Below are 24,332 nucleotides of genomic sequence, written 5' to 3' on the forward strand. Positions count from 1 at the left end.
TTGATGCTTGTTTGACCAGGGTTTGACGGGCGGCCGGCTAGCATCAACTGTCTTTCCCACCGACCACGCGCCTGTCATGCACGATTACACCGCCACGCTCTACCGCATCCTGCCCTTTTTGCGCTGGTGGCCGCGGGTGAACCGGCAGACGCTGCGATCGGATGCCATCGCCGGTCTCACCGGCGCGCTCATCGTCCTGCCACAGGGGGTCGCCTTCGCCACCATCGCCGGCCTGCCGCCCCAGTACGGCCTGTACGCCGCCATGGTGCCCGCCGTCATCGCCGCCCTGTTCGGCTCCAGCTGGCACCTGGTCTCCGGCCCCACCACCGCCATCTCCATCGCGGTGTTCGCCTCCGTCGCCCCCCACGCCACCCCAGGCAGCCCCGAGTTCATCAAACTGGTCCTCACCCTCACCTTCCTGGTGGGCGTGTTCGAACTCCTCCTCGGCCTCGCCCGCATGGGCACCCTGGTCAACTTCATCTCCCACACCGTGGTCATCGGCTTCACCGCCGGTGCTGCCGTGCTCATCGCCGGCAGCCAGATCAAGAACTTCTTCGGGCTGCCCATTCCCCGTGGCACGCCCTTCCACGAAACCATTCATCAACTATTCCTGCATCTGGGCGAAATCAACCCCTTTGTGACGACAGTGGCGATGGTGACCCTGCTCTCGGGCATCCTGGTCAAACGCTACCTGCCGCGCTTTCCCTACATGATCGCGGCCATGCTGGTGGGGAGCGTGTTTGCCGTCTGGCTCAATGGCATGCTGGGCGCAGAAGTCACCCACATCAAGACCGTCGGCGCCTTGCCCGCGGGGCTGCCGCCCCTCTCGCTTCCCGACCTCAGCCCGCAGGCTTTGCGCAACATGTTCTTTCCGGCGCTGGTCGTGACCATGCTGGCGCTCACCGAGGCCGTGTCCATTTCCCGCGCCATCGCCGCCAAGTCCGAGCAGCGCATCGATGGCAACCAGGAATTCATCGGTCAGGGCCTGTCCAACATCCTAGGTAGCTTCTTCTCCAGCTACGCCTCTTCGGGCTCCTTCAATCGCAGCGGCGTCAACTACGCCTCCGGCGCCCAGACCCCCCTGGCCGCCGTGTTCGCTTCCCTCGCCCTGGTGCTGATCCTGCTTCTGGTCGCACCGCTGGCTGCCTACCTGCCCACCGCCGCCATGGCCGGCATCTTGTTCCTGGTGGCTTGGGGCCTGATCGATTTCCATCACATTCACGCCGTGATGAAGGCCAGCCGCGTGGAAAGCCTGATTCTCTGGGCGACCCTGATTGGCACGCTGATCGATTTGGAAAAAGGCATCTTCGTCGGCATCATCCTGTCTTTGGGCGCCTACCTGTACCGCACCTCGCGCCCGGGCATCCAGCCCGTGGTACCGGATGACCAACCGGGCAGCTACCACTACATTGACGCAGCCGGGCGCCCGGAGTGTCCCCAGGTGAAACTGCTGCGGGTCAACGGCTCGATTTTCTTCGGCGCCGTCAACCACGTGCAGCAGCAGTTGCAGCAGGTGGACGAGATCAACCCGCAGGCACGGCATCTGGTGATTCTCGCCTCCGGCATCAACTTCGTAGACATCGCTGGCGCCGAGATGCTGGCCCAGGAAGCCCGGCGGCGCAGGAAGATGGGAGGCGGTCTCTACTTCTACCGGATCAAGGATAGTGTGCGGGAAATGCTGGCCAAGGGCGGGTGGCTAGACGAAATCGGCGAGGACAATCTGTTCCCGGCTCGCGCCGACCCCATGCAGCGCATCTATCCTTTGCTCGATGCCGGGATCTGCGCCTGCTGCGACAAGCGCATCTTCGAAGTCTGCAGAGCCACCAGCGCCACCGAGCTGACGCGGCCCACGCTGCGCCGCGCCGCGGGATGAGCATGCAGGCCTATCGACGCATCCTCGCCTTTATCGAACTCACGCCGGAAGGAGAACAAGTGGCGCGCCGCGCCGCGGCCTTGGCCCAGGCCACCGGGGCGCGCCTGGCACTCGCCACCGTGGTCGACACGACCGGCGAGGAAACCACCCTGGCACCCGTGCTCACCCCAGGCCAGGCCCGCGCGGCACTGGCGGCGACGTTGGAACACCGGCTCGCCCTTCTCGCTACGCGGATCGGCGCGCAAAAGGCCGAGTCGCTCGCTCTCGCCGGCCCACTTGGTACCATGATCGAAGAACTGCTGCAACGGTGGCAGCCGGAACTGGTGCTGGCGGCTGCCCACCAGACTTTCGGCCTTAACCGGCGTAGCCAGCGCGGTCCATCCTACGACCTGCTGCTGGTGCAGCTTCCGCCGCCTGCCACCTTTACTGGCCGTCTGGTACGGGCGCTCGTCGCCGCATTCTGATTTGCCAGCTACCCCTCTACGGTTAAAATAGCGCGTTCTTCTCGATCTTCCCCTCAACCATGATCCGCAAGAATCCCCGCGGCGACCTACCGGTCGTCGCTGCCTCTGCCTTCGTCGATCCCACCGCCATCCTGTGTGGCAAGGTGTTCGTCGGCGAGAATGTGTTCATCGGCCCCTACGCCGTGATCCGTGCTGACGAGGTGAACGAAGAGGGTGACATGGAGCCCATTATCATCGGTGCCAACTCCAACATCCAGGACGGTGTGGTCATCCACTGCAAAGCTGGCGGTGGCGTCATCATCGGCGAAGGCACCTCCATCGCCCACCGTTCCATCGTGCACGGCCCCTGCCGGGTGGGCAACAATGTGTTCATCGGTTTCAACTCGGTGCTGTTCAACTGCAGCGTGGGTGACGGCTCCGTGGTACGCCACAACTCCGTGGTAGAAAACTGCAGCGTGCCGCCCGGCTTCTACATTCCCTCCACCGTCAACATCCATTCCGATGCCGAGCTCGCCCGCATCGAACGGGTAAGCCCCGACGTGGCCGGCTTCTCGGAATCGGTCGCCGAAGCCAACCGCGAGCTGGTCAAAGGCTACAACCGCATCCGCAACGAGTTCTGAGCGGGCTTTTAGCTCCGGCCGCTGCCGCGGATCAGCCATTCCGGCAGCTTGCGGTCGCCTGCGTGATCGATGATGTACTGCCGGATCAGACGCCGTACCACCTGGGACGGTGTGAGATCCTGCTGGGCGCAGATTTCCTCGAATAGCTTCTTCTTGCGGGGATCGATCAGGATAGTGAGGCGGGCAGTGCGCTGTTCCATGGCGAATCTTGAAAGACGGGACCTGCCCAGATGTTAATACAATTAACATTGAAGCCGCAACCGCTTAACACTAGAATCAGCGCACCACATTCCCGATGATGGCCCATGGCACCCACAGACCCCGCATTGCCCCTAGAGCTGGCCTGGGGCTGTACCCTTGCCTGGGTCGCGCTGGGCGTGCTGCAACTGTTCACCGGCGCGCGCTCCCTCTACTACGCGGCCTCGGCGCTGGTGGGGCTCGCGCTGGCGGGTATCGCCCTCGCTGCCCTCGGCAAGCCTGCCCAGGCCATGATCGTACCGCTGGGGCTGCCCGATCTACCCTTGCACCTCCGGCTCGATGCCCTGTCCGTCGTCTTCCTCACGGTGCAGGGCCTTGCGGCCTGCGGCATAAGCCTGCACGCCGCCGGTTACTTCCGTAGCCTCGACCCTGCGACCGCACGCACCGTAGGTCTCTGGTACAACCTGTTTCTGGCAGGCATGGCGCTGGTGGTGCTGACAGATGATGCCTACGCCTTCATGGTGGCCTGGGAGCTGATGGCGCTGGCATCCTACTTCCTGGTCACCACCGACCACGCGGTAGAGGAGATCCGGCACGCCGGCTTTCTTTATCTGCTCATGGCACACGTGGGTGCCGTGGCTTTGCTGTTGGCCTTCGGCGTGATCCAGGGAGGTCAGGGCGCCTACACCTTCGATGTGATGCGCGCAGCCACACCGTCTCCGTTCTGGGCGGCGGTCGCGTTCCTGCTGGCCGTGTTCGGCTTCGGCGCCAAGGCTGGGTTGGTGCCGCTGCACGTGTGGCTGCCGGAGGCGCATCCCGCCGCGCCTTCACCGGTGTCCGCACTGATGTCGGGGGTAATGCTGAAGACCGCCATCTATGGGCTGTTGCGCGTCACCCTAGATCTACTGCCCAGCCAACCCGCTTGGTGGGGCACCCTACTCATCCTGCTGGGACTCGTCTCCACCCTCTACGGCGTGATCTTCGCCGCCGTGCAATCCGACATCAAACGGCTCCTCGCCTGGTCCTCCATCGAAAACATCGGCATCATCGTCACCGGGATTGGGCTGGCTCTGGTGTTCCGCGCGGAAAGCAAGGCAGGCATTGCTGCGCTGGCGCTGACCGCCGCGCTTTATCACGTGCTCAACCACGCCCTAATGAAGGGTCTTTTGTTCCTGGGTACCGGCTCCGTGCTGCACGCCACGGGCACGCGTCTGATGGGCGGCCTGGGTGGCCTGATCCGCGCCATGCCGTGGACGGCGACCTTGATGCTGATTGGCGTGTTCGCCATCGCCGGCCTGCCACCTTTGAATGGTTTCGTCTCGGAGTGGCTGCTGCTGCAAGCCTTTCTCTTCACGCCCGGACTGGCGCAGCCCTATCTGAATATGATCATCCCAGTGGCCGCGGCTGCGGTGGCACTGGCAGCGGCACTCGCGGCCTATGTCATGGTCAAGCTCTACGGGGTGACGTTCCTCGGCCAGCCACGCAGCGCGGAACTCGCCCACGCCCACGAGGCAGGCTGGCCGGAGCGGCTGGGCATGCTCTGGCTCGCGGCAGGTTGTGTCGTCCTGGGCCTGGTCCCGATGGCTGCCCTTATGCTCGTTGCGCCAGCCAGCCAGCTTTTGCTCGGCGCCGCGCTGCCCGTGCAAAGCGGCCTTCTGCTCGCACCCCTGGGCGCCGAGCGCGCGAGCTTCGCACCCGGCGTCCTGCTGGCCGTGCTCCTATTCATGCTGCTTGCCACGCTGCTCTGGGTGCGCCTCGCCTATCACAGTCGCGTGCGTCATGCCGCGGCCTGGGATTGCGGTTATCCGGAACAGGACGGGCGCATGCAGGATACCGCGGAAGGCTTTGGGCAACCTATCCGTCACGTGTTCGACGCCTTCATGAAAGTCGAACGCGAAATGCCCGATGCTTTTGACCCTAAGCCGCGCTACCGTGGCGCGACACGGGATCGGCTGTGGATCCTCCTGTATACGCCGCTGGCGCGTCTCGTGGCTTGGCTGGCGGAACAGGCGGCGCGCGCGCAGCACGGACGCATCCAGTGGTACCTGTTCTACAGCTTCGCGACCCTGACCTTCCTGTTGTTCTTCGTAAGCCGCTAGCACCATGGAAAGCGGAATCGCCTTGCAACTAGCCCAAACCCTACTCGCGGTACTGGCCGCGCCCTTGCTCATGGGTTGGGTCAATGCATGCCGTGCCTGGCTGTCCAACCGCAGCGCGCCTTCGCTGCTCATGCCTTATCGCCAGCTGCGTCGGTTGTTCCACAAGGACGTAGTGCTCGCCAACCAGGCCTCGCCGCTGTTCCGTCTGGCGCCCTATGCCATCTTCGCCTGCATGGTGTTGGCAGCGGGCATCGTGCCCACCCTAATGAACGATCTGCCCTTCTCCCCGGCCGCGGATGCCATCGCCCTAGTAGGACTGTTCGCCATGGCACGCATGTTCCAAACGCTCGCGGCAATGGACGTGGGCACCGCGTTCGGCACCCTGGGTGCGCGCCGGGAAATGTTCGTGGCGTTTTTGGCGGAACCCGCCCTGCTCATGGTGTTCTTCACTGCCAGCCTGATCGCCCGATCCACGGCTCTGCCCACCATCGTGGACGTATTCGCCCACCAGCGGTTCGCCATCTATCCCAGCCTGGCCTTCGCCGCGGTGGCTTTCTGGATGGTCTCCACAGCGGAGAATGCGCGCATTCCGGTGGACAATCCCACCACCCATCTGGAACTCACCATGATCCACGAGGCCATGATCCTGGAGTATTCCGGCCGGCATCTCGCCCTCATCGAATGGGCGGTGGCGCTCAAACTGTTCACCTATTCGGCACTAGGCATCGCCTTGTTTCTGCCTTGGGGAATTGCGCCCGTGGGCGATTGGACGGGCCTGCCACTGGCCTTGGCCGCCCTGACACTGAAACTGGCCATGGGTGGTTTTACGCTGGCAGTTTTGGAAACGCTCAACGCCAAGATGCGGCTGTTCCGGGTGCCGGAGTTTTTGGGCACGGCTTTTCTGCTCGCGGTGTTGGGCATGCTGGTGCATTTCCTGCTGGAGGTGTGATGACGCTGCCGCTGCCTTTGCAACTCACCAATCTGCTCGCCGCCATCTTGCTCCTGATCGCCTTTGCCCTGCTGTCCCAGCGGCGCATCATCGGCCTCATCACGCTGTTCGCATGGCAGGGTCTAGCCCTCGCTTTATCCACCACCCTGGTCGCCTTGCATACGAAGCAGCCCCACCTGCTCGCCTCGGCGGGCCTCACCCTGGTGCTCAAGGTGGGTCTTCTGCCTTGGATCTTTTTCCGTCTGGTGCGCCGGCTCGACATCGAACGCGACGTTGAGCCCATCATCAACATTCCCACCACCATGCTGATCGGCATCGTGCTGGTGATATTTGCCTTCAATCTGGCACAACCCATTTCCGCCCTGGCCGGAACCGTCACGCGCTCCAATTTGGGTATCGCCATGGCCGTCGTGCTGCTGTCTTTCCTGATGATGATCAGCCGGCGCCAGGCCATTGCCCAGGTGATCGGTTTCCTGGCCATGGAGAACGGCCTGTTCTTCGCCGCCACCAGCGCCACCTATGGCATGCCTCTAGTGGTGGAGCTGGGCATCGCCCTTGATGTGCTGGTGGGCGTATTCGTGCTGGTGATTTTCTTCTTCCAGATCCGGGAGACCTTCGAATCCCTGGACCTGCGTCATCTGGAAAGATTGAAGGAACACTGACATGAACCTGGCCTGGGTGCTTGTCTTGCCGCTGTTGGGGGGCCTCGTGCTTACCCTGGTGGGACACCGCCGCATCGCGCCGACAGTGAATGTCGCCTTCGCTCTCGCTACCTTCCTTGCTACCCTGGCACTGGCGCATGACGTGGCCCGCCATGGCCCGTTCACCCTCGCCCACGACTGGTTCTTCATCGACCCCTTCAATGTGTTTCTGGTCGCCCTCACCGCTTTTGTCGGCTTCACCACGGCAGTGTTCTCGCGGCCTTACATGCGCATCGAGGAAGACCATGGCCGTGTGGCCTCCGCACGGCTACGGATGTACCACGGGAGCTACCAAATCTTCCTGGCCATGATGCTGCTCGCACTTACGACCAATAACATGGGCATCCTCTGGGTGGCAATGGAAGGCGCTACGCTCGCAACGGTGCTGCTGGTGTCCCTCTACCGTACGCCGGCATCCCTGGAAGCCGCCTGGAAATACTTCATTCTCTGTGGTGTGGGGATCGCCCAGGCATTGTTCGGCACCATCCTGCTCTATTTCGCCGCGGAGCGCGTGCTAGGCGAAGGCGGCACCGCCCTGTTGTGGACCCACCTGGACGCCGTCAAGGCCCAGCTCGAACCCGTTGTGTTGCAGCTCGCCTTCATTTTTCTTCTGGTGGGATACGGCACCAAGGTCGGACTGGTGCCACTGCATAGCTGGCTGCCGGACGCGCATGCCGAGGGCCCGACACCGGTATCGGCGGTGTTGTCTGGCCTGCTACTCAACGTGGCCCTGTACGCAGTGGTGCGTGGCAAGGTGCTGGTGGACGGTGCACTCCACTCCGATCTCGCCGGCAATCTGATGATGGGCTTTGGTGTTGCCAGCGTAGTGTTTGCCGCCCTACTGCTCCGACGCCAGCTGGACGTAAAGCGCATGTTCGCTTATTCCTCCATCGAGCACATGGGGCTGATCACCTTCGCCTTCGGCATGGGTGGCATCACCGCCAGCTTCGCCGGGTTGCTGCACATGACCATGCACTCCCTCACCAAATCGGCGATCTTCTTCGCCGTAGGTCACGCCACCCAGAAGGCCGGCACCCAGGTGATGGATGATATCCGCGGGCTGATCCGCTCCAACCCCACCATTGGTTGGGGGCTGCTACTCGGCACCGTGGCCATCCTCGGCGTGCCACCCTTCGGGGTGTTCGCCAGCGAGTTTCTCATCATCACCACGGCCATGCATGACCACCCGTGGGCCACGCCGTTCCTGATCACGGGCCTGGGGATCGCCTTTGCCGCGATTTTCGGGCGCGTACAGCCGATGGTGTTCGGAAAGGCGGAGCTACCCTACCTGCCTCATCAGCCGGCATTGCTGCCCGTGTTCCTGCACCTCGCGCTGGTCTTCGTTTTGGGCCTGTACATTCCGGATTTCCTGGCGAACTGGTACCGCCAGGCGGCGCGTCTGCTCGGAGCGTGATCCATGCCGCACCAGATCGACCTCACCCCGCTTGCGCCCCACGGCGGTGGCCCCATCTGGCAGTTCGCGCTCGGACGCACCCGCCTCACCGCCTTCGCTCGCGGTATCCAGGAGGAAGGCGGTCAGCTGCTGGCCCTCTGGGGCGCCGACGATCGGCACCTCGGCGGCACATTCACCCTGCACACCGCCTATCTCTCGGTGCTGGGTCTAATCTGGGCGAAGACACCGCTGGAAGCGCACGCGCCGAGTTATCCGGACATCGCCCATATCTTTCCCCAGGCCGGACGCATGCAGCGCGCCACCCGCGATCTACTAGGCCTGATCGCGGAGAATGCCGACGACACGCGCAAATGGCTGCGCCATGCCGTCTGGAGCGATGGACAGTTCCCCTTGCGCCGCGATTTCGAGCTTGCCCAACCCGAAGCGGCAGACGCCTATCCCTTCGTGCGTGTCGAGGGTCAGGGGGTGCACGAAATCCCGGTGGGGCCCATTCACGCCGGCGTGATCGAGCCGGGTCATTTCCGCTTCTCCGTGATCGGTGACCGGGTGCTGCGCATGGAGACGCGCCTGGGTTATACGCACAAGGGCATTGAGAAACGCTTCGAAGGACTGGATGTTTCAAGCGGGGCACGTTTGGCAGGTCGTGTCTGTGGCGACAGCCACAGTGCCTTCACCTGGGCCTTCTGCATGGCAGTGGAAACCGCGCTGGAAACCACGCCACCTCCCCGCGCCCAGTGGCTGCGTGCCTTGTTCCTGGAGATCGAGCGCCTGATCAACCATCTGGGCGATTTAGGCTATCTCGGCAACGACGTGGCGCTCGGCTTCGGCTTCAACCAGTTCTGGCGCATCAAGGAAACTTGGCTACGGGCTTGCCGGGAATGGTTTGGCCATCGTTACCTGTTCGATTGCATCGTGCCAGGCGGTGTGGCCCGCGATCTCACGGCGAGCGCGGCGGCGGAAGTCGTACGTCTGGTGCGCGAAACGCGCGAGCAAGTGCGTCCCTTGATCGAACTCTACGAAGAACATGCGGGCGTACAGGACCGCTTCACCGGCACCGGCATCGTCACGCCGGCGCTCGCTGCCCGGCTCGGACTGACTGGGCTCGCAGGACGCGCAAGCAGTCAGGCCTGGGATGCCCGCGTGCAGTTTCCCTGGCCGCCCTACCAAGAGCTGGACGTGCAAATGGCACTGGAACGCAGCGGCGATGTCGCCGCCCGGGCCCGGGTACGTGCCGCCGAGACGCTGGAGTCCCTGCGTCTACTTAAGACCATTGCAGAGAGCTTGCCGCCCGGCCCGCTGGTACGGGCGCTGCCCACGTCCGCCCGAGTATGCGAAGCGCTCGGCTGGGTGGAAGGCTGGCGCGGACCAGTGATCGTGCATGTCCGGCTGCAGGCGGACGGTCGCCTGGACCGGGTGCACCCCCACGATCCCTCCTGGCAAAACTGGCCGTTGCTGGAACTGGCGGTGCTGGGCAATATCGTGCCCGACTTCCCACTCATCAACAAATCCTTCAACCTATCCTACAGCGGAGCGGACTTGTAGATGCCTGCCCGGATCATTTTGCGCCAACTCTTCAAGACCGGCATTATTTCTGAGCCGCCTCCGGCCCCCGATCCCACACTCGCCGTAAACGCACACGCCCTCAACGAGGAAATCCTCAGGATCTTTGGGCGCGCCGTCGGAGTGCGCCACGTGGATGCCGGTTCCTGCAATGCTTGTGAGCTGGAAATCCACGCCATGAATGGGCCCCACTACAACATCGAGGGTGCGGGCGTGAAATTCGTTGCCAGTCCGCGTCATGCGGATGTGCTACTGGTAACCGGGCCGGTGTCCGCCCATCTGGCAACGGCGTTGCGTCGCACCTTCGAGGCCACGCCGGATCCGAAATGGGTGGTGGCCGTGGGCGATTGCGCCGCCACCGGTGGACCATTCGGCGAATCCTATGCCTGTCGCGGGCGCGTCGCCAACGTGATTCCGGTGGACGTGGTGGTACCAGGCTGTCCGCCCGAGCCGAAGCGCATCCTGGCGGGCATCCTTACCGCCGTACGCACAGCCCCGGCGCACCGACAAGCCCCAGCTAGCCCCTAAAGTCGCCGTTTTGGTGGCCGTAAATCCAAACAGGCCAGCCAGGAAACGAGCGCCATGGACCATCCCGACGACTATCTCATCATCTCCAGCCTGCAAGAAGACGGCAAGAGGCTGCGCCCGGGCGACTGGGTGGAACGCATTTCCTCCGCCTTGGCGAACTTCGACGAACATCGCCGGCTGCACTATTCGACCAGCGTCCACCCCTGCATCATCGAGGGGGAAAAGTGTCTCGTCGTGGCGCGCGGCCTGGAAACGGCTGATCCCGCTGCTTATGCCTTCGTGATGGAATTCGCCCGCGCCAACCGGCTGCGCATCCTCGCCGATCGGCGCAGCGGTGCCCGCGCCCTCCCCCTGCCAGCCGGCAACCCTTGACAGCGCCACCAGGGACGGTTCCACCAGGGCGGGGCCCTGTGGGAGAATCGGGAGCATTTCATCCACAGGACAAGCCCATGGGCCATCGCCTGAGCCGCATCATTACTCGCACCGGAGACGACGGGACCACCGGCCTCGGTGACGGCAGCCGTCTGCCCAAGCACGCGCCGCGCATCGCCACCCTTGGGGACATCGACGAACTCAACAGCGTGCTCGGCCTGCTTCTGGCGGAGCCGCTCTTGCCGGAGCCGTTTCGGGCGCTTGTGGTGCGCATCCAGCACGAGCTGTTCGAGCTCGGGGGGGAGCTGTCCGTTCCGGGTATCACACGGGTAAGCGATGCCATGGTGATGGCCCTTGAGCAGGATGTGGAGGCGCTCAATGCGCCCCTGCCTCCCCTACGCGAGTTCATCCTGCCCGGCGGCAGCCACGCGGCCGCAGTCTGTCATCTGGCACGCGCAGTGTGCCGGCGCGCGGAACGCGGTCTGGTGGCGCTTGCGAGTGAGGACACCGTCTCACCCGCTGCCCTGCGTTATCTCAACCGGTTGTCCGACCTGTTGTTCGTGCTCGCGCGGGCCATCAACCGCAGCCTGGACATGCCGGACGTGCTATGGCAGCCCCGCGGCTGAGTGCTACCACGGGGCTTCTTGTTCCGGGGTCGCGGAAATACGGTGGATCGACAAATCCGCGCCAGTGAATTCCGCTTCCTGATCCAGCCGGATACCCACGGTCGCCCGTAGGGCGCCGTATACCAGGAGGCCACCGGCCAAGGCGATGACCGCGCCCAGCAGGGTCCCCACCGCCTGGGCTGACAGGCTCACGCCGCCCAGGCCACCCAGTGCCTCGCGTCCGAAAATGCCTGCGGCAATGCCCCCCCAGGTGCCGCACAGACCATGCAGTGGCCATACGCCCAGCACGTCGTCGATCTTCCATTTGTTCTGGGTGAGCGTGAACATCCACACAAAGAGGCCGCCGGCCACGCCGCCGGTCACCAGGGCGCCGACGGGGTGCATGATGTCGGAGCCCGCGCAGACGGCCACCAGTCCTGCGAGAGGACCGTTGTGCACGAAGCCCGGGTCGTTGCGTCCGGCGAGCAGGGCCACCAGAGTGCCGCCCACCATGGCCATCAGGGAGTTCACCGCCACCAGGCCGCTAATCTTGTCCAGGCTCTGAGCCGACATCACATTGAAACCAAACCAGCCCACAATCAGGATCCACGCCCCCAGGGCGAGAAAGGGAATGCTAGACGGCGGGTGGGCGCTGACCATTCCATCCTTGCGATAGCGCCCGCGTCGTGCACCCAGCATCAACACCGCCGCCAGCGCGATCCAGCCCCCCACGGCATGCACCACCACCGAGCCGGCGAAGTCGTGGAACTCTGCACCAAAGGTGGCGGCAAGCCAGCTCTGTACGCCCAGGCGATGATTCCACGCGATACCCTCGAACAGCGGATAGAGGACGGCCACGATCACGAAGGTAGCGGCAAGCTGGGGATAGAAACGCGCCCGCTCGGCAATGCCGCCAGAAACGATAGCAGGAATCGCCGCAGCAAAGGTCAGGAGGAAGAAAAACTTAACCAACTCGTAGCCATTGCGCTCGGCGAGGGCCCCCGCGCCGGCGAGGAACTGGGTGCCATAGGCCACCCCATGGCCGATGAAGAAGTAGGCTACGGTGGAAACGCAGAAATCACTGAGGATCTTGACCAGGGCGTTGACCTGATTCTTTTGGCGCACCGTCCCCAATTCTAGAAAGGCGAACCCCGCATGCATGGCGAGCACGAGGATCGCACCGAGGAGGAGGAACAACGTATCGGAACTGGAAGTCGGCAGCGACATGAATGGCTCCTTGGTCACACGAACCCCGGACCACAAGCACGGACCGTGCCGGCTTACGGGTCCGCACCAAGTGTGCGCGAGAACGCGCTTTTCTGGGGCTGCCCCGAAACCTGACTGAATCTTTTTGGTGCAAATTGCCCGCGCGATGCACTAGAAATGAGCGCCTGGCAGCCTGCGCCGGAGACGGTGATTCGGGAGAAAGGGGGTTTAGCGCCGCGCCAGAAGCTTACCGTCATGTAACGCAGGCTTTTCTAAAGATCCGGCATATCCGGACGTTAAAGCCCGCATACTGCGGAGCCCACAATGACCTGGAAATTCCTACCCCGTCCATCGGATCGGCGCACGCCCCCGGCCTCGCCGCCGTCGGGTGGTGCGCCCGCCGATGATGTAGTCCAAGGCCCGGACACACCGCAGACGGTTTTCTTGGCGCGCGAGCCCATCATCGATGTCACGCAGCGGGTCGTGGGTTATGCGCTCCTGGTGCGCGCTGGCGGTCTTTTGCCCCCCGGAAAGCCGCGCCATGCCGCCGAAGAAATCAACCTCGTGCTGGACACCCTGAACCGCTTCGGCGTGGAACAGGCCCTCGGCGAGAAGCAGGGTTTTCTGCGCCTGGGCGTGCCTTGCCTGTTGAGCGATCTGGTGGAGGTCATTCCCAGGCAGCGCTTCGTGCTGGAATATGGCGCACCCGAGCCGCTAGACGAAGCCAGTTTGAGCCGTCTTGCCACCCTGCGTGAGCGCGGCTACCGCCTGGCCCGCCACTGGCAGGGCGAGGAGCACGGCCTACTGGATGTTGGCAAGACGGCAAGCCTTGTAATCTATGACCTGGCACTCACGCCTCTGCAAGAGATCGCGCGCATCGACCGGCTGGTCAAGGCGCACAAACTCCAGCGCCTGGTGCGCAACGTCAACAGTCGCACCGACTTCGAGGTCTGCCGCGCGCACGGCTTCGACTTCTACCAGGGCCGTCTGCTCGCGCCTGGGCAGACTCTGGTCATGAACAAGCTCGATCCCAGCCGCCTGCGAGTGATGGAACTATTCAACCTGGTGATCAAACGGGCCGACGTGGGCGAGATCGAGAATGCCTTCAAGCACGACGTCGCCCTGTGCTACAGCCTGCTGTGCTACATCAATTCCGCAGGCATCGGCCTCCAGTACAAGGTGTCGTCGATTCGCGATGCGGTGATGCTGCTCGGCTACGATTTCCTGTGGCGCTGGCTTAGCCTGCTCATTTTTGCTGGCGTGGATCTCACCGCCGGTCAGCGTCTGCTGCTCAGCACGGCGGTGATTCGCGGCCGACTGGCCGAGCTTCTGGGTCAGTCGCGGCTATCCAGCCGCGAAGGCAATCACCTCTTCATCACCGGCATGTTCTCGCTACTGGATGCCCTGCTGGGGGTGCCGCTCGCCGAGGTGGCGACGCGGCTACATTTGCCGGAAGACGTAACACAGGCGCTCCTCGCGCGCAAAGGCCGCTATGCGCCCTATCTGGAACTCGCGCTCGCCTTCGAAAACGACGATGTGGAGCGCGCAGCGCAACTCTGCCAGGAACTGGGCATGGACCTCGACGAAGCGAGCCGCGCCCATCTCGCCGCCATCGAGTGGGCGGGCGTGCTGGCAAAATGAGCCCAACCGGCACAGGCGTGCCGGCTCATTCCTGGACAAGGCCCTCGCGGTGGGTCCGGTTGATGAGTTCGAGCAGCCCCCGGAAAGGAATGAACCGCCCGTACTGACGCACCAGCGGCATGAAGGGGAGATCCTCCCCCGCCGGGAACTGATAGCGGCCCGAGGTCATGGCGTCGTAAAGTTCGCGCAGAGTCTTGTCGAGAGGGCCGAGGTACTGGTTGTAGAGATCCACGTCATCCAGTTCCTCCTCGTCCAGAAGGCAGGCCCGCAGTTCGTCCACCTCGTACACCGCCTGATGCACCAGGTCCAGGTATTCGTCCCAGGTTTTGGGACCTCTCATCTGCATGGTTCGCCTCTCAAATGCAACGGGGGCGGCCCGCAAACCGCCCCCACGCGCACCCCCGGTGCAAGTTCACTTCTTGGCCGCGAAGGCTTCCAGCTTCGGGGCGCGAATCACCTGACCATCGAGGCCCGCCTCCTTGGCAGACCCCCCATAGGCCAGGGTCATGAGCTGGCTGTAATACAGCACCGGCATGTTGAACTTGGTGCCGTAACGCTTGTTCACCTCGCCCTGGTAGATCTCCACGTTGGCCTGGCAGAGGGGGCACGGCGTGACGATGAACTCCGCACCGTGGTCGTAGGCCGACTCGACGATGTCCTTGATCTGCTTCTGGCTCTTCTCCGGCTCGGAAAAAGCCAATGCGCCGCCGCAGCAAGTGACCTTCTGGTCATAGGGCACAGCTTCACCTCCCATTGCCTCCACGAGATGGTCCAGATACACGGGGTTCTCGAAGGATTCACCGTGGATGCCGAAGGGACGGTTGGTTTGGCAACCCACGTAGCCGGCAAACTTCATGCCCTCCAGGGGTTTGACCACCGGCTTCTTCAGTTCTTCGTAGCCGAAATCCTCTACCAGCACTTCCACCATGTGGCGCACCTCGACCTTACCCTGGTATTGCAGTCCCGCTTCTTTCAGGGCCTCATTGGCGTCGTTAAACAGGGTGCTGTTGTGGGCCAGGCGTTCCTTGGTCTCGCGCGCAGACAGCCAGCACGCGGCACAGGTCGCCACCACCTGCTGACCCGGTAGCGCCTTTTCCGCCAAGGCCAGATTGCGCGCATTCATCACGTGGCGCGGCAACTCGCCGCCCTCGGCATAGCCGATGGAAGCGCCGCAGCAGTTCCAGTCCGGAATCTCGGTGAGCTCGATGTCCAGCACCTTGCACATGGACTGCACCGAGGTGAGATAGTTGGAGGCCGAGGCGCCTTTCTGCGAGGAGCACCCCGGATAGAACGCATATTGCTTTTTCGCCATCTTCCTCTCTCCTTAGGCCGCGAAGCCCTTGCGTCGATCCTCGATTTCCCGTGCTTTTTTGAGCATGGCGTGAATCCCCTTGGTGTCCTTGCAGCCGTGCCCCTTGACGAGTTCCAGGGGATTGAGACGCTTGGCCTTCAGCATGCCGAGCCCAATGTCTTTCATGGCCAGCGCGGTCTTGATCCCTGGCCCGAGCCCGTCCTTGAAATAAAGCCCCAGGGATAGCTTGAGCTCGTTGACGCGCCCAGTCTTGACGATGTTGTCCCAGAACATCTTGGCGAACACGCGCGTGGGTTGGTTCTTGGGGGCAAGCCCGAGGCGGTGCGCGTAGTTGGCCAGGCCATGCATGATGTGGGTGATGGGCAGCTTGCGCGGGCAGCGCACGATGCAGTTGTAGCAGGAGGTGCACATCCACATGGAGTCGGAGGTCAACACTTCCTCCCGCTTGCCCGCCCGGATCATCATAAAGATTTCCTGGGGCGGATGTGCCCAGTGGGGCCCAAAGGGGCAGGAGCCGGAGCACACGCCGCACTGCATGCACATCTTGACCCACTCGCCCTCCTCGACGTTGGCCTCCACCTCCTTCAGGAAGCTGTTGCCGTATTTCTTGATCGCTTGGGCATTCAGATCGCTCATCATCCGGCTCCTAGAACTTGAACGGGCTCATGCCGATTTCCTTGATCTTCTCGGCATAGTCGTTGATCAGCTGCGGCACGCGCTCGATGTCGGTGATCGCCACTTCGTAGTTCTGCACCCGCTCCGTCTCCAGGTTCAGGCTCTTGAGTGTATCGTCCACCTTGGACAGGCGATAGCTCGCCATTTCCGAGCCCTTCACGAAGTGGCACTGGTACTGTTCGCCGTGTTTGCAGCCCATCAACATCACGCCATCGTAGCCGCTGTTGAGGGCATCGGTGATCCAGATGAGGTTGACCGAGCCCAAGCAGCGCACCGGGATCACGCGCACGAAGGCGCTGTAGGTCTGGCGCTTCATGCCAGCCATGTCCAGCGCGGGATAGGCATCGTTCTCGCACGCCAGCACCAGGATGCGCGGCTTTTCTGAAAACTCATCCGGGATGTCCACCGCCTTGATCTGGGAACCCACGGTATCCACCGAGTAGTTCTCGAAGGAAATCACGCGCACGGGGCAGGCACCCATACAGGTGCCACACCGACGGCAGCGGCTTTCGTTGAACACGGGATAGCGTTTCTCGTCCTCGTCGATGGCACCAAACGGGCACTCCACGGTGCAGCGCTTGCATTGGGTGCAACCCTCGGCACGGAAGGTGGGATAGGAAAGATCGCCAGAACGCGGATGCGCGGCACGACCGGCGGCCGCATTCTCGATAGCTTGGATCGCCTTCAGTGCCGCGCCAGTGGCATCTTCCATGGCCTGGGCGATGTCCATGGGACGACGCACCGGACCGGTGGGGTAAATACCGGTACGGCGAGACTCATAGGGGAAGCAGATGAAGTGGGAATCGGCAAAGCCATGCACGAGCTGCGGCACATCTGGCCCCTGCCGGTAGTTGAGGTTGAGGATGGAGATCGGCTTGATGTCCACACCCTCTTCCCGCGGCTGGTCGATGTTGACGCCGGAATTGGGCACCTGGCCCGTGGCGAGCACCACCAGGTCGGCATCGATGGTGGCATTCTTGTCGTCCAGGATCAGGTCGTGGAAGGTGACCTTGAGGCCGTTGCCCGCGCTCGCCACGCTGGACACCTTGCCTTTTGTGAAGGTCACCCCCTTGCGCTGGGCGCTGCGGTAAAAGTCCTCGCCATTACCCGGTGTGCGCAGGTCGTCGAAAATGACGACAGTGTCCACGTCCGGATTGCGGTCCTTGAAATACATCGCCTGCTTGATGCTGGTCAGGCAGCAGTGTCCAGAGCAGTAGGGTAGATGGGTTCCACTGGGATCACGCTGACCGGCGCACTGGACGAACACCACGGTTTTCACTTCGACGCCGTCGGCGCGCTTGATGGGCCCGCCATTGGCGGCGCGTGCCAGTTCCTCCAGGCCGAGCTGGTCCACCACGTTGGGCAGCCCGCCACCCAGCTCGGGCAGCTTGTTCATGTCGTAGAGCGTGAAGCCCGAGGCCTGGACGATGGCGCCCACGTGCTCCTGGCTGATGCTGCCGGACTCGGTGGCGATATCGATCGTGAAGCGCCCGGGCGCACCGTCGGTCTTGGCCACCGTGGCGTTGAGATAGACCTTGATGTTCTTGTCCGCCTGGATGCGTGCGGTAAGCTCGTTCACCCCGGTGTCGGCGGGATCGGCGAAGGGCTCCTTGTAGGCCACCCGCTTCCACAGCTTGGCTGCCATGCCACCCAGCGCGCCGGTTTTTTCCACCAGGACCACGCGATAGCCGGCCTTTGAGGCCTCCAGCGCCGCCGTCATGCCGCTGACGCCGCCGCCCACCACCAGCACCGTGTCGTTGCGCGCCGCCGCCGGATTGCCGGCGGGTTGCACCATCTTCTTGACCTCGGCGCAGGCCATGCGCACGTAGTCGTCAGCCATTTCCTGCGTGGTTTCCTGGTGCTCGTCTCCCTCGGGGCGGATCCAGATCACGCCCTCGCGCAGGTTGGCGCGGGACATGGCTACCGTGGGAAAGTGGAATGCCTCGGTCTTGGCACGCCGGGAGCAGGCGGCGATGGCGATGTGGGTGACGCCCTCGTTTTCGATGTCGTTGCGGATCATCGCCACCCCTTCGCTGCTACACAGGAAGGGATGTTCCCGCACCAGATTCATCTTGCCGTCGCGGCTCGCCACCTGCGCCAGCTGGCGGGTGTCCAGCCGTTCACCCAGCCCGCAGCCTTGGCAAATGTATGCTGCCGTTTTCTGATCTGCCATTTTTCTCAAGCCTCCGCCCTAGCCACCTGGTTGACCACCTGGATTGCGCGCAAGGCGCTCGCCGTCGCCGATTGTACTGCGCGGTTCACGTCCAGCGCGTTGCTGGCGCACCCCGCCGGAAAAATGCCGCCATTGGCCTCATCCACCTGGATGAAGCCGCTCAAATCCGCCACCACTTGAGCCGGAATGCGATCCGCCGGCACCGACGGCGCCATGCCGATGGCCAGCACCACCAGATCGTGCTCGTTGGCATAGCGGTGGTAGCCTTCGGTGTCCACGCCATGCAGGATGGGGTTGCGGGTATTCTCGTCTTCGACGATGCGCGCCACCTTGGATTTGATGAACTTCACATTGGGATTGGCCTTGACCTTGGCATAGAAGTCCTCGAAACGGTCGATGGCGCGGATGTCGATGTAGTAGATGGTGGACTTCGCCTCGTCGCCGAATTTTTCCGTGACGTAATGGGTCTGCTTGAGGGAAGCCATGCAGCAGATGCGCGAACAGTGACGCAGATGGTTTTCGTCACGCGAGCCAGCGCATTGGATGAAGGCGATGTTCTTCGCCTCCTTGCCATCGGAAGGGCGCAGGATCCGGCCACCCGTGGGCCCATGGGGATCGGCCAGACGTTCGAATTCCACACTGGTGATCACGTTGGGATAGCGGTCATAACCGTAGGGCTGGATCTTCGCCGCGTCATAGGGTTGCCAGCCGGTGGCCCAGACCACGGCACCCACCTTGAGCTGGATACGCTCTTCCTTCATCTCCAGGTCGATGGCACCGTACTTGCAGGCCGCCTTGGCTTTCTCTGCATCCGGCGTACCGATGGCAGAAGAGTCCAACACGTAGCGCATCGGGTAAGCCATGGGATGGGGCAGATAGGCAACCTTGGTCTTGGCCAGGCCGTAGTTGAAGGCATCCGGGATCTCGCCTTCCACCGCCTCGGCACAGTCGCCACAGGCCGTGCAGTTCTCATTCACGTAACGGGGGGAAAGCTTGACGTCCACCGTGTAGTCACCGGCTTGCCCGCTGATGCCAGTCACTTCGGCCAGAGTAAACACGCGCACACGCTTGTTGCCCTTGATGCGGCGCAGGTTGATCTCCAGACCGCAGGTGGGATGGCAGAGTTTGGGAAAGTAGCGGTAGAGCTGGGATACGCGCCCTCCCAAGGAAGGGTTTTTCTCCAGCAAGATGACATCCTTGCCGCATTCCGCCGCCTCCAGCGCCGCCGTCATGCCGCTGATGCCACCGCCCACCACCAGGATCGTCTGGTTGGTTGCCACTACGTCCGTCATGAGGTCTCCTCCAAACACGGATGATTTGACGACCCGCGGCCCAGGCCGCCGGCCGCTGGGGATTCGGATCTGGCCAGCGCCCGCCGGGCAGCGCAGGCGCCGTTCGTAGCCGTCGAATGTTACTCCCGTTTATGCGGGGCTTCCAGATTCGTTCCGAGCCACGACAATTCAAATTTCTTATGCTTCGATAGACCGCCCAAATTTGATTGGGTAGCCGGGATTTTACCGGCGCGAGTTTGGCACTCACATGCGGGGTGTCACACGGGGCATGCTGGCCAGCTCGCCGGGTTTGACTGGCACGTCGCGTATTTCGAATTCCATGCGCAAAAGATCCCCGAGCACATAGGTGGGCGGATTGCCCACGCCGCCCACTGTCCCGGGATTGACGAGCAACGTTCGCCCGCCTTTGATGTTGGGCAGCCAGGCGATTTCCGGGCGGTGTTCGTGGCCACAGCAGACCAGATCCCAGTCACCGGTGGTGGCCATCCCCCGCGCGTAGTGTGGGTAATGCACAAGGAAGATGTTGCGGCCGGCCAGCACGATGCCTGCATCGGCACCGTAATAGTGGATCAGGCTGCCGGGCTCGTGGGCCAGCTTGGCCATGCTGAAGGTATCCCCCGTGTTGTTGCCATGGATCACGTGTACCGCCAGACCATGCTTCTTCAACACGCGCAGGGTGGTGGGCGCCACCACGTCGCCGCAGTGGAGGACCGCCTCGGCACCGTTGGCCTTGGCATCTTCCACTGCATGGTCGAGCAGACGGCGGTTGTCGTGACTGTCGGAGAGTATGCAGATTTTCATGCGCCATCCGTGCAAAAAGCGCGAATGTTACTCGACACTGGGCTTGGAGAAGTAGTAGCCCTGCGCCCAGTCCACCCCGATGTCGCACAACACCTGGGCGGTTTCCGTGCTTTCCACGCATTCGGCGATGGTAATGATGTCGAAACGACGGGCGGTGGCCACCAGGGTCTCCACCAGTTGGCGCACACGCGCATCCTGGATGATACGACTCACCATCCAGCCCTCGATTTTGAGAAAGCGCACTGGCAGTTCCGCGAGATAGAGGAAGGAGGAATAGCCACTGCCGAAGTCGTCCAACGCAAGGCGGAAGCCAAAATCGGTCAAAGGCTTGAGATGCTTCTTGAGCGCGAGGATATCGCCGGCCTGACGCTCGGTGATCTCGATCACCAGGGGTTTGATCATATCCTCCGCAAGCCCACAACCCTGGCAATAGCCACGCGCACGGGCAAGCAGGGCTTCCACATCCTCCGCATTGGCGAGGAACTGGGGTGAGAGATTGATGAAGTGGGCAAGCCGCGAGCCCGCCTGCACGCTGCGGGCGCAACGATCCATGGCCGCAGAGGAGATGGCCTGATCGATGGCCGCCACCAGGTGCAACGCCTCGGCGGCCTGGATGAATCCCTGGGCGGGAATCAGGCTGCCGTCGCTGGCGCGAATGCGTGCTAGCGCTTCCTCCGCCACCACATGCCCGGTGCGCAGATCGACGATGGTCTGGAAGGCCGGCAGCACCCGTCCTTCGCGCAGGGCGCTTTGCACCTGAGAGCCTTCCCAGATCACACCGCTTCTGCGCTGGGTCTCGGAACGTGCGCATACCACCCGGTCGCGCCCCGCCATCTTGGCTTCGTAGAGCAGCGCGTCGGCCTGACCCAGCATGGCATCCACGTCGAGGTGTTCCGGGCCGTAGAGAGACACGCCCATGCTCACCGTCACCGGCAATTCCCCTTGGGGTAGCACGAGCGGCCGCGCCTTGACCTGTTTGCGCAGGCGTTCCGCCGCTGCCTGGGCGCCGCGGCAGTCCAAGTCGTGGAAGCAGACGATGAATTCCTCGCCACCCCAGCGCGCAACCCAGTCGCCGCCGCGCAGGGTGGACGCCATCACCTCCGCCACGTGGTGCAGCACTTGGTCGCCCACGTGGTGGCCATACTGGTCGTTCACCAGCTTGAACCGGTCGATATCGACGATGGCGATCGCGAAAGTGCCCCGCTCACGGCGTGCCCGGTTCCATTCCAGTGCCAGCCGGTCTTCGGCCGCGCGGCGGTTGGGCAGACCCGTGAGGTGATCCTCCAGCGCCATGCGCGCGATTTCCTGTTCGGCCTGCTTGCGCTCCGTGATGTCCATCTGGCTGGAGACGAAATGGGTGATCTCCCCTTGCTCATCGCGCACCGGCACGATGGACAGGTCCAGCCAATACGGCGTGCCGTCCTTGCGGTAGTTGAGGATTTCCACATGCACCGGCTTGCCCGCAGCCAGCGCCTCACGGATGGCCATGCGTGTGGCCTGGCTGGTGTCGGGGCCTTGCAGGAAGCGTGGGTTCTTGCCGAGCACCTCCTCGACCTCATAGCCGGTGATGCGGGTAAAGGCGGGATTGGCGTAGATGATGCGAAACTCGGCATCGGTGATGACTACAGCCTGCGCCGACACCTCCATGGCGGTCGCCAGCAATCGCCGCTGCTGGGCGGCAGCTTCCGCCTCAGTGACATTGAGGGCGAAGGCGCGCAGGATTTCCTCGCCACTGTCCCGTTCCACGAAGGGCGTAAGTTCCAGCACCACCGCCTCACCGGTGCGGTAGCGCACCTTGACCGAGACCCGCCCGCCGCTGCGCGCGGTCTCTAGCACGTTCTCCCAGGCGCGTTTGCCAAATAGGCGCCAAACCGTGTCACCGACCAGTTCTTCCCGGGCATAGCCGCAAAACTGCAGGAAGTTGGCGTCGGCATCGATGAACACCAGGTCGGACAGCCGCACGGCAAAGCGCCCCATGTGCGCCGCCTCGAGGAACTCCGTTTCGTAGCGTGCCGCCAACTGACGTTCGTGGACCCGGATCTGATGCAGCAACTCCGCCATGGCACCGCCCACCAGCAGTCCGGTGAACTCACTGGAGGCGGCGAAAGCCTCATCGATGAGCACCCGCGCCCGCTGGCGGTCGCCCTTGGCGGCGGCGGCCAGCGCAGCCTCGGCGGCGCGCAGGAAGCGCCGGTGCACCTGCCCGAGGCGCGCCCAGGCCTCGCTGAGCTCCTCGCTCGGCAGCTGTTTCACCTGCTCGGCATTGGCCTGCTCATACCCGCGCCAGTATTCGGGCGCAGGCAAGGGCGTGGCAGAACCTTCCAGCACACGATCCACCACCTGCGCGAGATAGAAGAGGTGGTGCTGGATCTCGATCAATAGCGGGGGAAAGACGGTCTTGAAGGTGGCGATGGTCAGACTCTCCGCGGCGATGATGCCAGCATTTCCGACATCCTGACGCAAGAGCGCCCCCTGGGCGCTCAGGCACGGCGCCAGGTGGTGCCCTGCGCTCCGTCCTCCAGGAGGATGCCCGCCTGCGCCAGCTGCGCGCGAATGGCATCGGCGCGGGCGAAGTCGCGTGCCTTGCGGGCGGCCAAGCGTTCGGCGATCAGTGCTTCGATCCGCTCCGGTGTGTAGCCAAGGCCGGAGACATCGCCGCGCAGATGGGTGGCAGGATCGTTCTGCAGCAATCCCAGCGTGCCAGCCAAGGCCTTGAGCAACCCAGACAGGCGCGCCGAGCGCGTCTTGTTGGCTTGGCGCGCCAGCTCGAACAGCACGGTAATGGCTCCATGGGAATCGAAGTCATCGTCCATGGCCTGCCGGAAGCGCGCGGCGAAGGCGTCGTTCCAGTCGATGACCACAGGTTCCGGTGGCACGTCTCGCAGCGTCAGGTAAAGACTATCGAGGGACTGCCTGGCATCGTTAAGGTGCTGGTCGGAATAGTTGAGCGGGCTGCGATAATGGGCGCGCAGGATGAAAAAGCGCACGGTCTCGGGATCAAATTTTTCCAGCACTTCGCGGATGGTGAAGAAGTTGCCCAAGGACTTGGACATCTTCTCGTTGTCCACGCGCACGAAGCCAATGTGCATCCAGTAGTTCACGAAGGGGTGACCATGCGCCCCCTCGGACTGGGCGATCTCGTTTTCGTGATGGGGAAACTGCAGGTCTTGGCCACCGCCGTGGATGTCGAAATGCTCGCCCAAGAAATGCTCGCTCATCACCGAGCACTCGATGTGCCAGCCAGGCCGGCCCGGCCCCCATGGGGAATCCCACTGCGGCTCCCCAGGCTTGGCCGCCTTCCACAGCACGAAGTCCAGCGGATCGCGCTTGTTGGGATCCACCTCCACCCGCTCGCCGGCACGCAAATCCTCCAGCGACTTGCCCGAGAGCTTGCCATAACCCGGGAAACGCGCCACTGCGTAATACACATCGCCATTGGCGGCGGTGTAGGCCAGGCCCTTGTCGATCAGGGTTTGGATCATGCGGATCATGCCCGGCACGAACTGGGTGGCGCGCGGTTCATGGGTCGGGCGCAGCACGTTGAGCCGCGCCTCGTCCTCGTGCATGTAGCGGATGAAGCGATCGGTCAGTTCCTGGATGGATTCGCGGTTTTCCGCGGCCCGGCGGATGATCTTGTCGTCGATGTCGGTGATGTTACGCACATAGGTCACGTCGAATCCGCTGGCCATCAGCCAGCGATAAACCATGTCGAACACCACCATCACACGCGCGTGCCCCAGGTGGCAATAGTCATAGACCGTCATGCCACAGACGTACATGCGCACCTTGCCAGGCTCGATGGGGACGAATTCCTGCTTGGTGCGGGCTAGAGTGTTATAGATCAGCATC

22 protein-coding genes are annotated in these 24,332 nt (G+C 63.2%); 12 read left to right on the top strand and 10 right to left on the bottom strand.

Annotated elements, in window-relative coordinates; translation table 11 throughout:
• The first annotated feature begins 76 nt into the window (after window positions 1-76).
• The 3 genes from V6E02_RS02535 to V6E02_RS02545 are packed head-to-tail and all read left to right on the top strand — an operon-like array spanning window position 77 to window position 2,957.
• On the top strand, window positions 77-1,873 hold the full coding sequence (locus V6E02_RS02535) for a SulP family inorganic anion transporter (RefSeq protein ID WP_347306812.1): 1,797 nt from the start codon (window positions 77-79) through the stop codon (window positions 1,871-1,873).
• Window positions 1,870-2,337: a universal stress protein gene (locus V6E02_RS02540; RefSeq protein ID WP_347306814.1), complete on the top strand. Its 468-nt coding sequence runs from the start codon at window positions 1,870-1,872 to the stop codon at window positions 2,335-2,337. The genes V6E02_RS02535 and V6E02_RS02540 overlap by 4 nt, the downstream gene beginning before the upstream one ends.
• Window positions 2,338-2,396: 59 nt before the next feature.
• Window positions 2,397-2,957, top strand: a complete 561-nt coding sequence (locus tag V6E02_RS02545) for an LbetaH domain-containing protein (RefSeq protein WP_347306816.1) — start codon at window positions 2,397-2,399, stop codon at window positions 2,955-2,957.
• 8 nt (window positions 2,958-2,965) lie between these two features.
• Here the strand turns inward: V6E02_RS02545 and V6E02_RS02550 are convergent, their stop codons facing one another.
• The gene (locus V6E02_RS02550; RefSeq protein WP_347306818.1) at window positions 2,966-3,157 is read right to left on the bottom strand and encodes a CopG family transcriptional regulator; all 192 of its coding nucleotides are present in this window, start codon (window positions 3,155-3,157) and stop codon (window positions 2,966-2,968) included.
• A 105-nt stretch (window positions 3,158-3,262) separates the two neighbouring features.
• Between V6E02_RS02550 and hyfB the strand changes: the two genes are divergently transcribed.
• The 8 genes from hyfB (at window position 3,263) to V6E02_RS02590 (ending at window position 11,404) form a co-directional block, all read left to right on the top strand.
• Entirely contained in the window at window positions 3,263-5,254 is a 1,992-nt protein-coding gene (gene hyfB, locus V6E02_RS02555; protein ID WP_347306820.1) for a hydrogenase 4 subunit B, read from the top strand.
• A gap of 4 nt (window positions 5,255-5,258) precedes the next feature.
• Window positions 5,259-6,203: a respiratory chain complex I subunit 1 family protein gene (locus V6E02_RS02560; RefSeq protein WP_347306822.1), complete on the top strand. Its 945-nt coding sequence runs from the start codon at window positions 5,259-5,261 to the stop codon at window positions 6,201-6,203.
• A complete protein-coding gene (locus tag V6E02_RS02565) occupies window positions 6,203-6,865 on the top strand; it encodes a formate hydrogenlyase (RefSeq protein ID WP_347306824.1) in 663 nt (220 codons plus the stop codon). The genes V6E02_RS02560 and V6E02_RS02565 overlap by 1 nt, the downstream gene beginning before the upstream one ends.
• Window position 6,866: 1 nt before the next feature.
• On the top strand, window positions 6,867-8,318 hold the full coding sequence (locus tag V6E02_RS02570; protein ID WP_347306826.1) for a hydrogenase 4 subunit F: 1,452 nt from the start codon (window positions 6,867-6,869) through the stop codon (window positions 8,316-8,318).
• A 3-nt stretch (window positions 8,319-8,321) separates the two neighbouring features.
• Window positions 8,322-9,860: a hydrogenase large subunit gene (locus V6E02_RS02575; protein WP_347306828.1), complete on the top strand. Its 1,539-nt coding sequence runs from the start codon at window positions 8,322-8,324 to the stop codon at window positions 9,858-9,860.
• Entirely contained in the window at window positions 9,861-10,406 is a 546-nt protein-coding gene (locus V6E02_RS02580) for an NADH-quinone oxidoreductase subunit B family protein (protein WP_347306830.1), read from the top strand.
• Window positions 10,407-10,460: 54 nt separating this feature from the next.
• On the top strand, window positions 10,461-10,778 hold the full coding sequence (locus V6E02_RS02585; RefSeq protein WP_347306832.1) for a DUF3579 domain-containing protein: 318 nt from the start codon (window positions 10,461-10,463) through the stop codon (window positions 10,776-10,778).
• Window positions 10,779-10,855: 77 nt separating this feature from the next.
• The gene (locus V6E02_RS02590) at window positions 10,856-11,404 is read left to right on the top strand and encodes a cob(I)yrinic acid a,c-diamide adenosyltransferase (RefSeq protein WP_347306834.1); all 549 of its coding nucleotides are present in this window, start codon (window positions 10,856-10,858) and stop codon (window positions 11,402-11,404) included.
• A gap of 3 nt (window positions 11,405-11,407) precedes the next feature.
• On the opposite strand, the gene V6E02_RS02595 is transcribed toward V6E02_RS02590, so the two are convergent.
• Complete coding sequence (locus V6E02_RS02595; protein ID WP_347306836.1) at window positions 11,408-12,610, bottom strand: ammonium transporter; 1,203 nt, start codon at window positions 12,608-12,610, stop codon at window positions 11,408-11,410.
• Between the two features lie 303 nt (window positions 12,611-12,913).
• Between V6E02_RS02595 and V6E02_RS02600 the strand changes: the two genes are divergently transcribed.
• A complete protein-coding gene (locus V6E02_RS02600; RefSeq protein WP_347306838.1) occupies window positions 12,914-14,230 on the top strand; it encodes an EAL and HDOD domain-containing protein in 1,317 nt (438 codons plus the stop codon).
• 25 nt (window positions 14,231-14,255) lie between these two features.
• On the opposite strand, the gene V6E02_RS02605 is transcribed toward V6E02_RS02600, so the two are convergent.
• The 8 genes from V6E02_RS02605 to cysS form a co-directional block, all read right to left on the bottom strand.
• Window positions 14,256-14,570: a hypothetical protein gene (locus V6E02_RS02605; RefSeq protein ID WP_347306840.1), complete on the bottom strand. Its 315-nt coding sequence runs from the start codon at window positions 14,568-14,570 to the stop codon at window positions 14,256-14,258.
• A gap of 72 nt (window positions 14,571-14,642) precedes the next feature.
• On the bottom strand, window positions 14,643-15,542 hold the full coding sequence (locus tag V6E02_RS02610; protein WP_347306842.1) for a CoB--CoM heterodisulfide reductase iron-sulfur subunit B family protein: 900 nt from the start codon (window positions 15,540-15,542) through the stop codon (window positions 14,643-14,645).
• 12 nt (window positions 15,543-15,554) lie between these two features.
• Entirely contained in the window at window positions 15,555-16,181 is a 627-nt protein-coding gene (locus tag V6E02_RS02615; RefSeq protein WP_347306844.1) for a 4Fe-4S dicluster domain-containing protein, read from the bottom strand.
• A 7-nt stretch (window positions 16,182-16,188) separates the two neighbouring features.
• Complete coding sequence (locus V6E02_RS02620) at window positions 16,189-18,390, bottom strand: FAD-dependent oxidoreductase (RefSeq protein ID WP_347306846.1); 2,202 nt, start codon at window positions 18,388-18,390, stop codon at window positions 16,189-16,191.
• A gap of 5 nt (window positions 18,391-18,395) precedes the next feature.
• Window positions 18,396-19,682, bottom strand: coding sequence for a CoB--CoM heterodisulfide reductase iron-sulfur subunit A family protein (locus V6E02_RS02625; RefSeq protein ID WP_347306848.1), 1,287 nt, complete (start codon window positions 19,680-19,682; stop codon window positions 18,396-18,398).
• Between the two features lie 243 nt (window positions 19,683-19,925).
• Window positions 19,926-20,483, bottom strand: a complete 558-nt coding sequence (locus V6E02_RS02630) for a metallophosphoesterase family protein (RefSeq protein WP_347306849.1) — start codon at window positions 20,481-20,483, stop codon at window positions 19,926-19,928.
• 27 nt (window positions 20,484-20,510) lie between these two features.
• Window positions 20,511-22,946, bottom strand: coding sequence for a putative bifunctional diguanylate cyclase/phosphodiesterase (locus V6E02_RS02635; RefSeq protein WP_347306851.1), 2,436 nt, complete (start codon window positions 22,944-22,946; stop codon window positions 20,511-20,513).
• A gap of 17 nt (window positions 22,947-22,963) precedes the next feature.
• Window positions 22,964-24,331, bottom strand: coding sequence for a cysteine--tRNA ligase (cysS, locus tag V6E02_RS02640; RefSeq protein WP_347306853.1), 1,368 nt, complete (start codon window positions 24,329-24,331; stop codon window positions 22,964-22,966).
• Between the last annotated feature and the right edge of the window lies 1 nt (window position 24,332).

Source organism: Thiobacter sp. AK1 (assembly GCF_039822265.1).
Taxonomy (GTDB): Bacteria; Pseudomonadota; Gammaproteobacteria; order Burkholderiales; family Thiobacteraceae; genus Thiobacter; species Thiobacter aerophilum.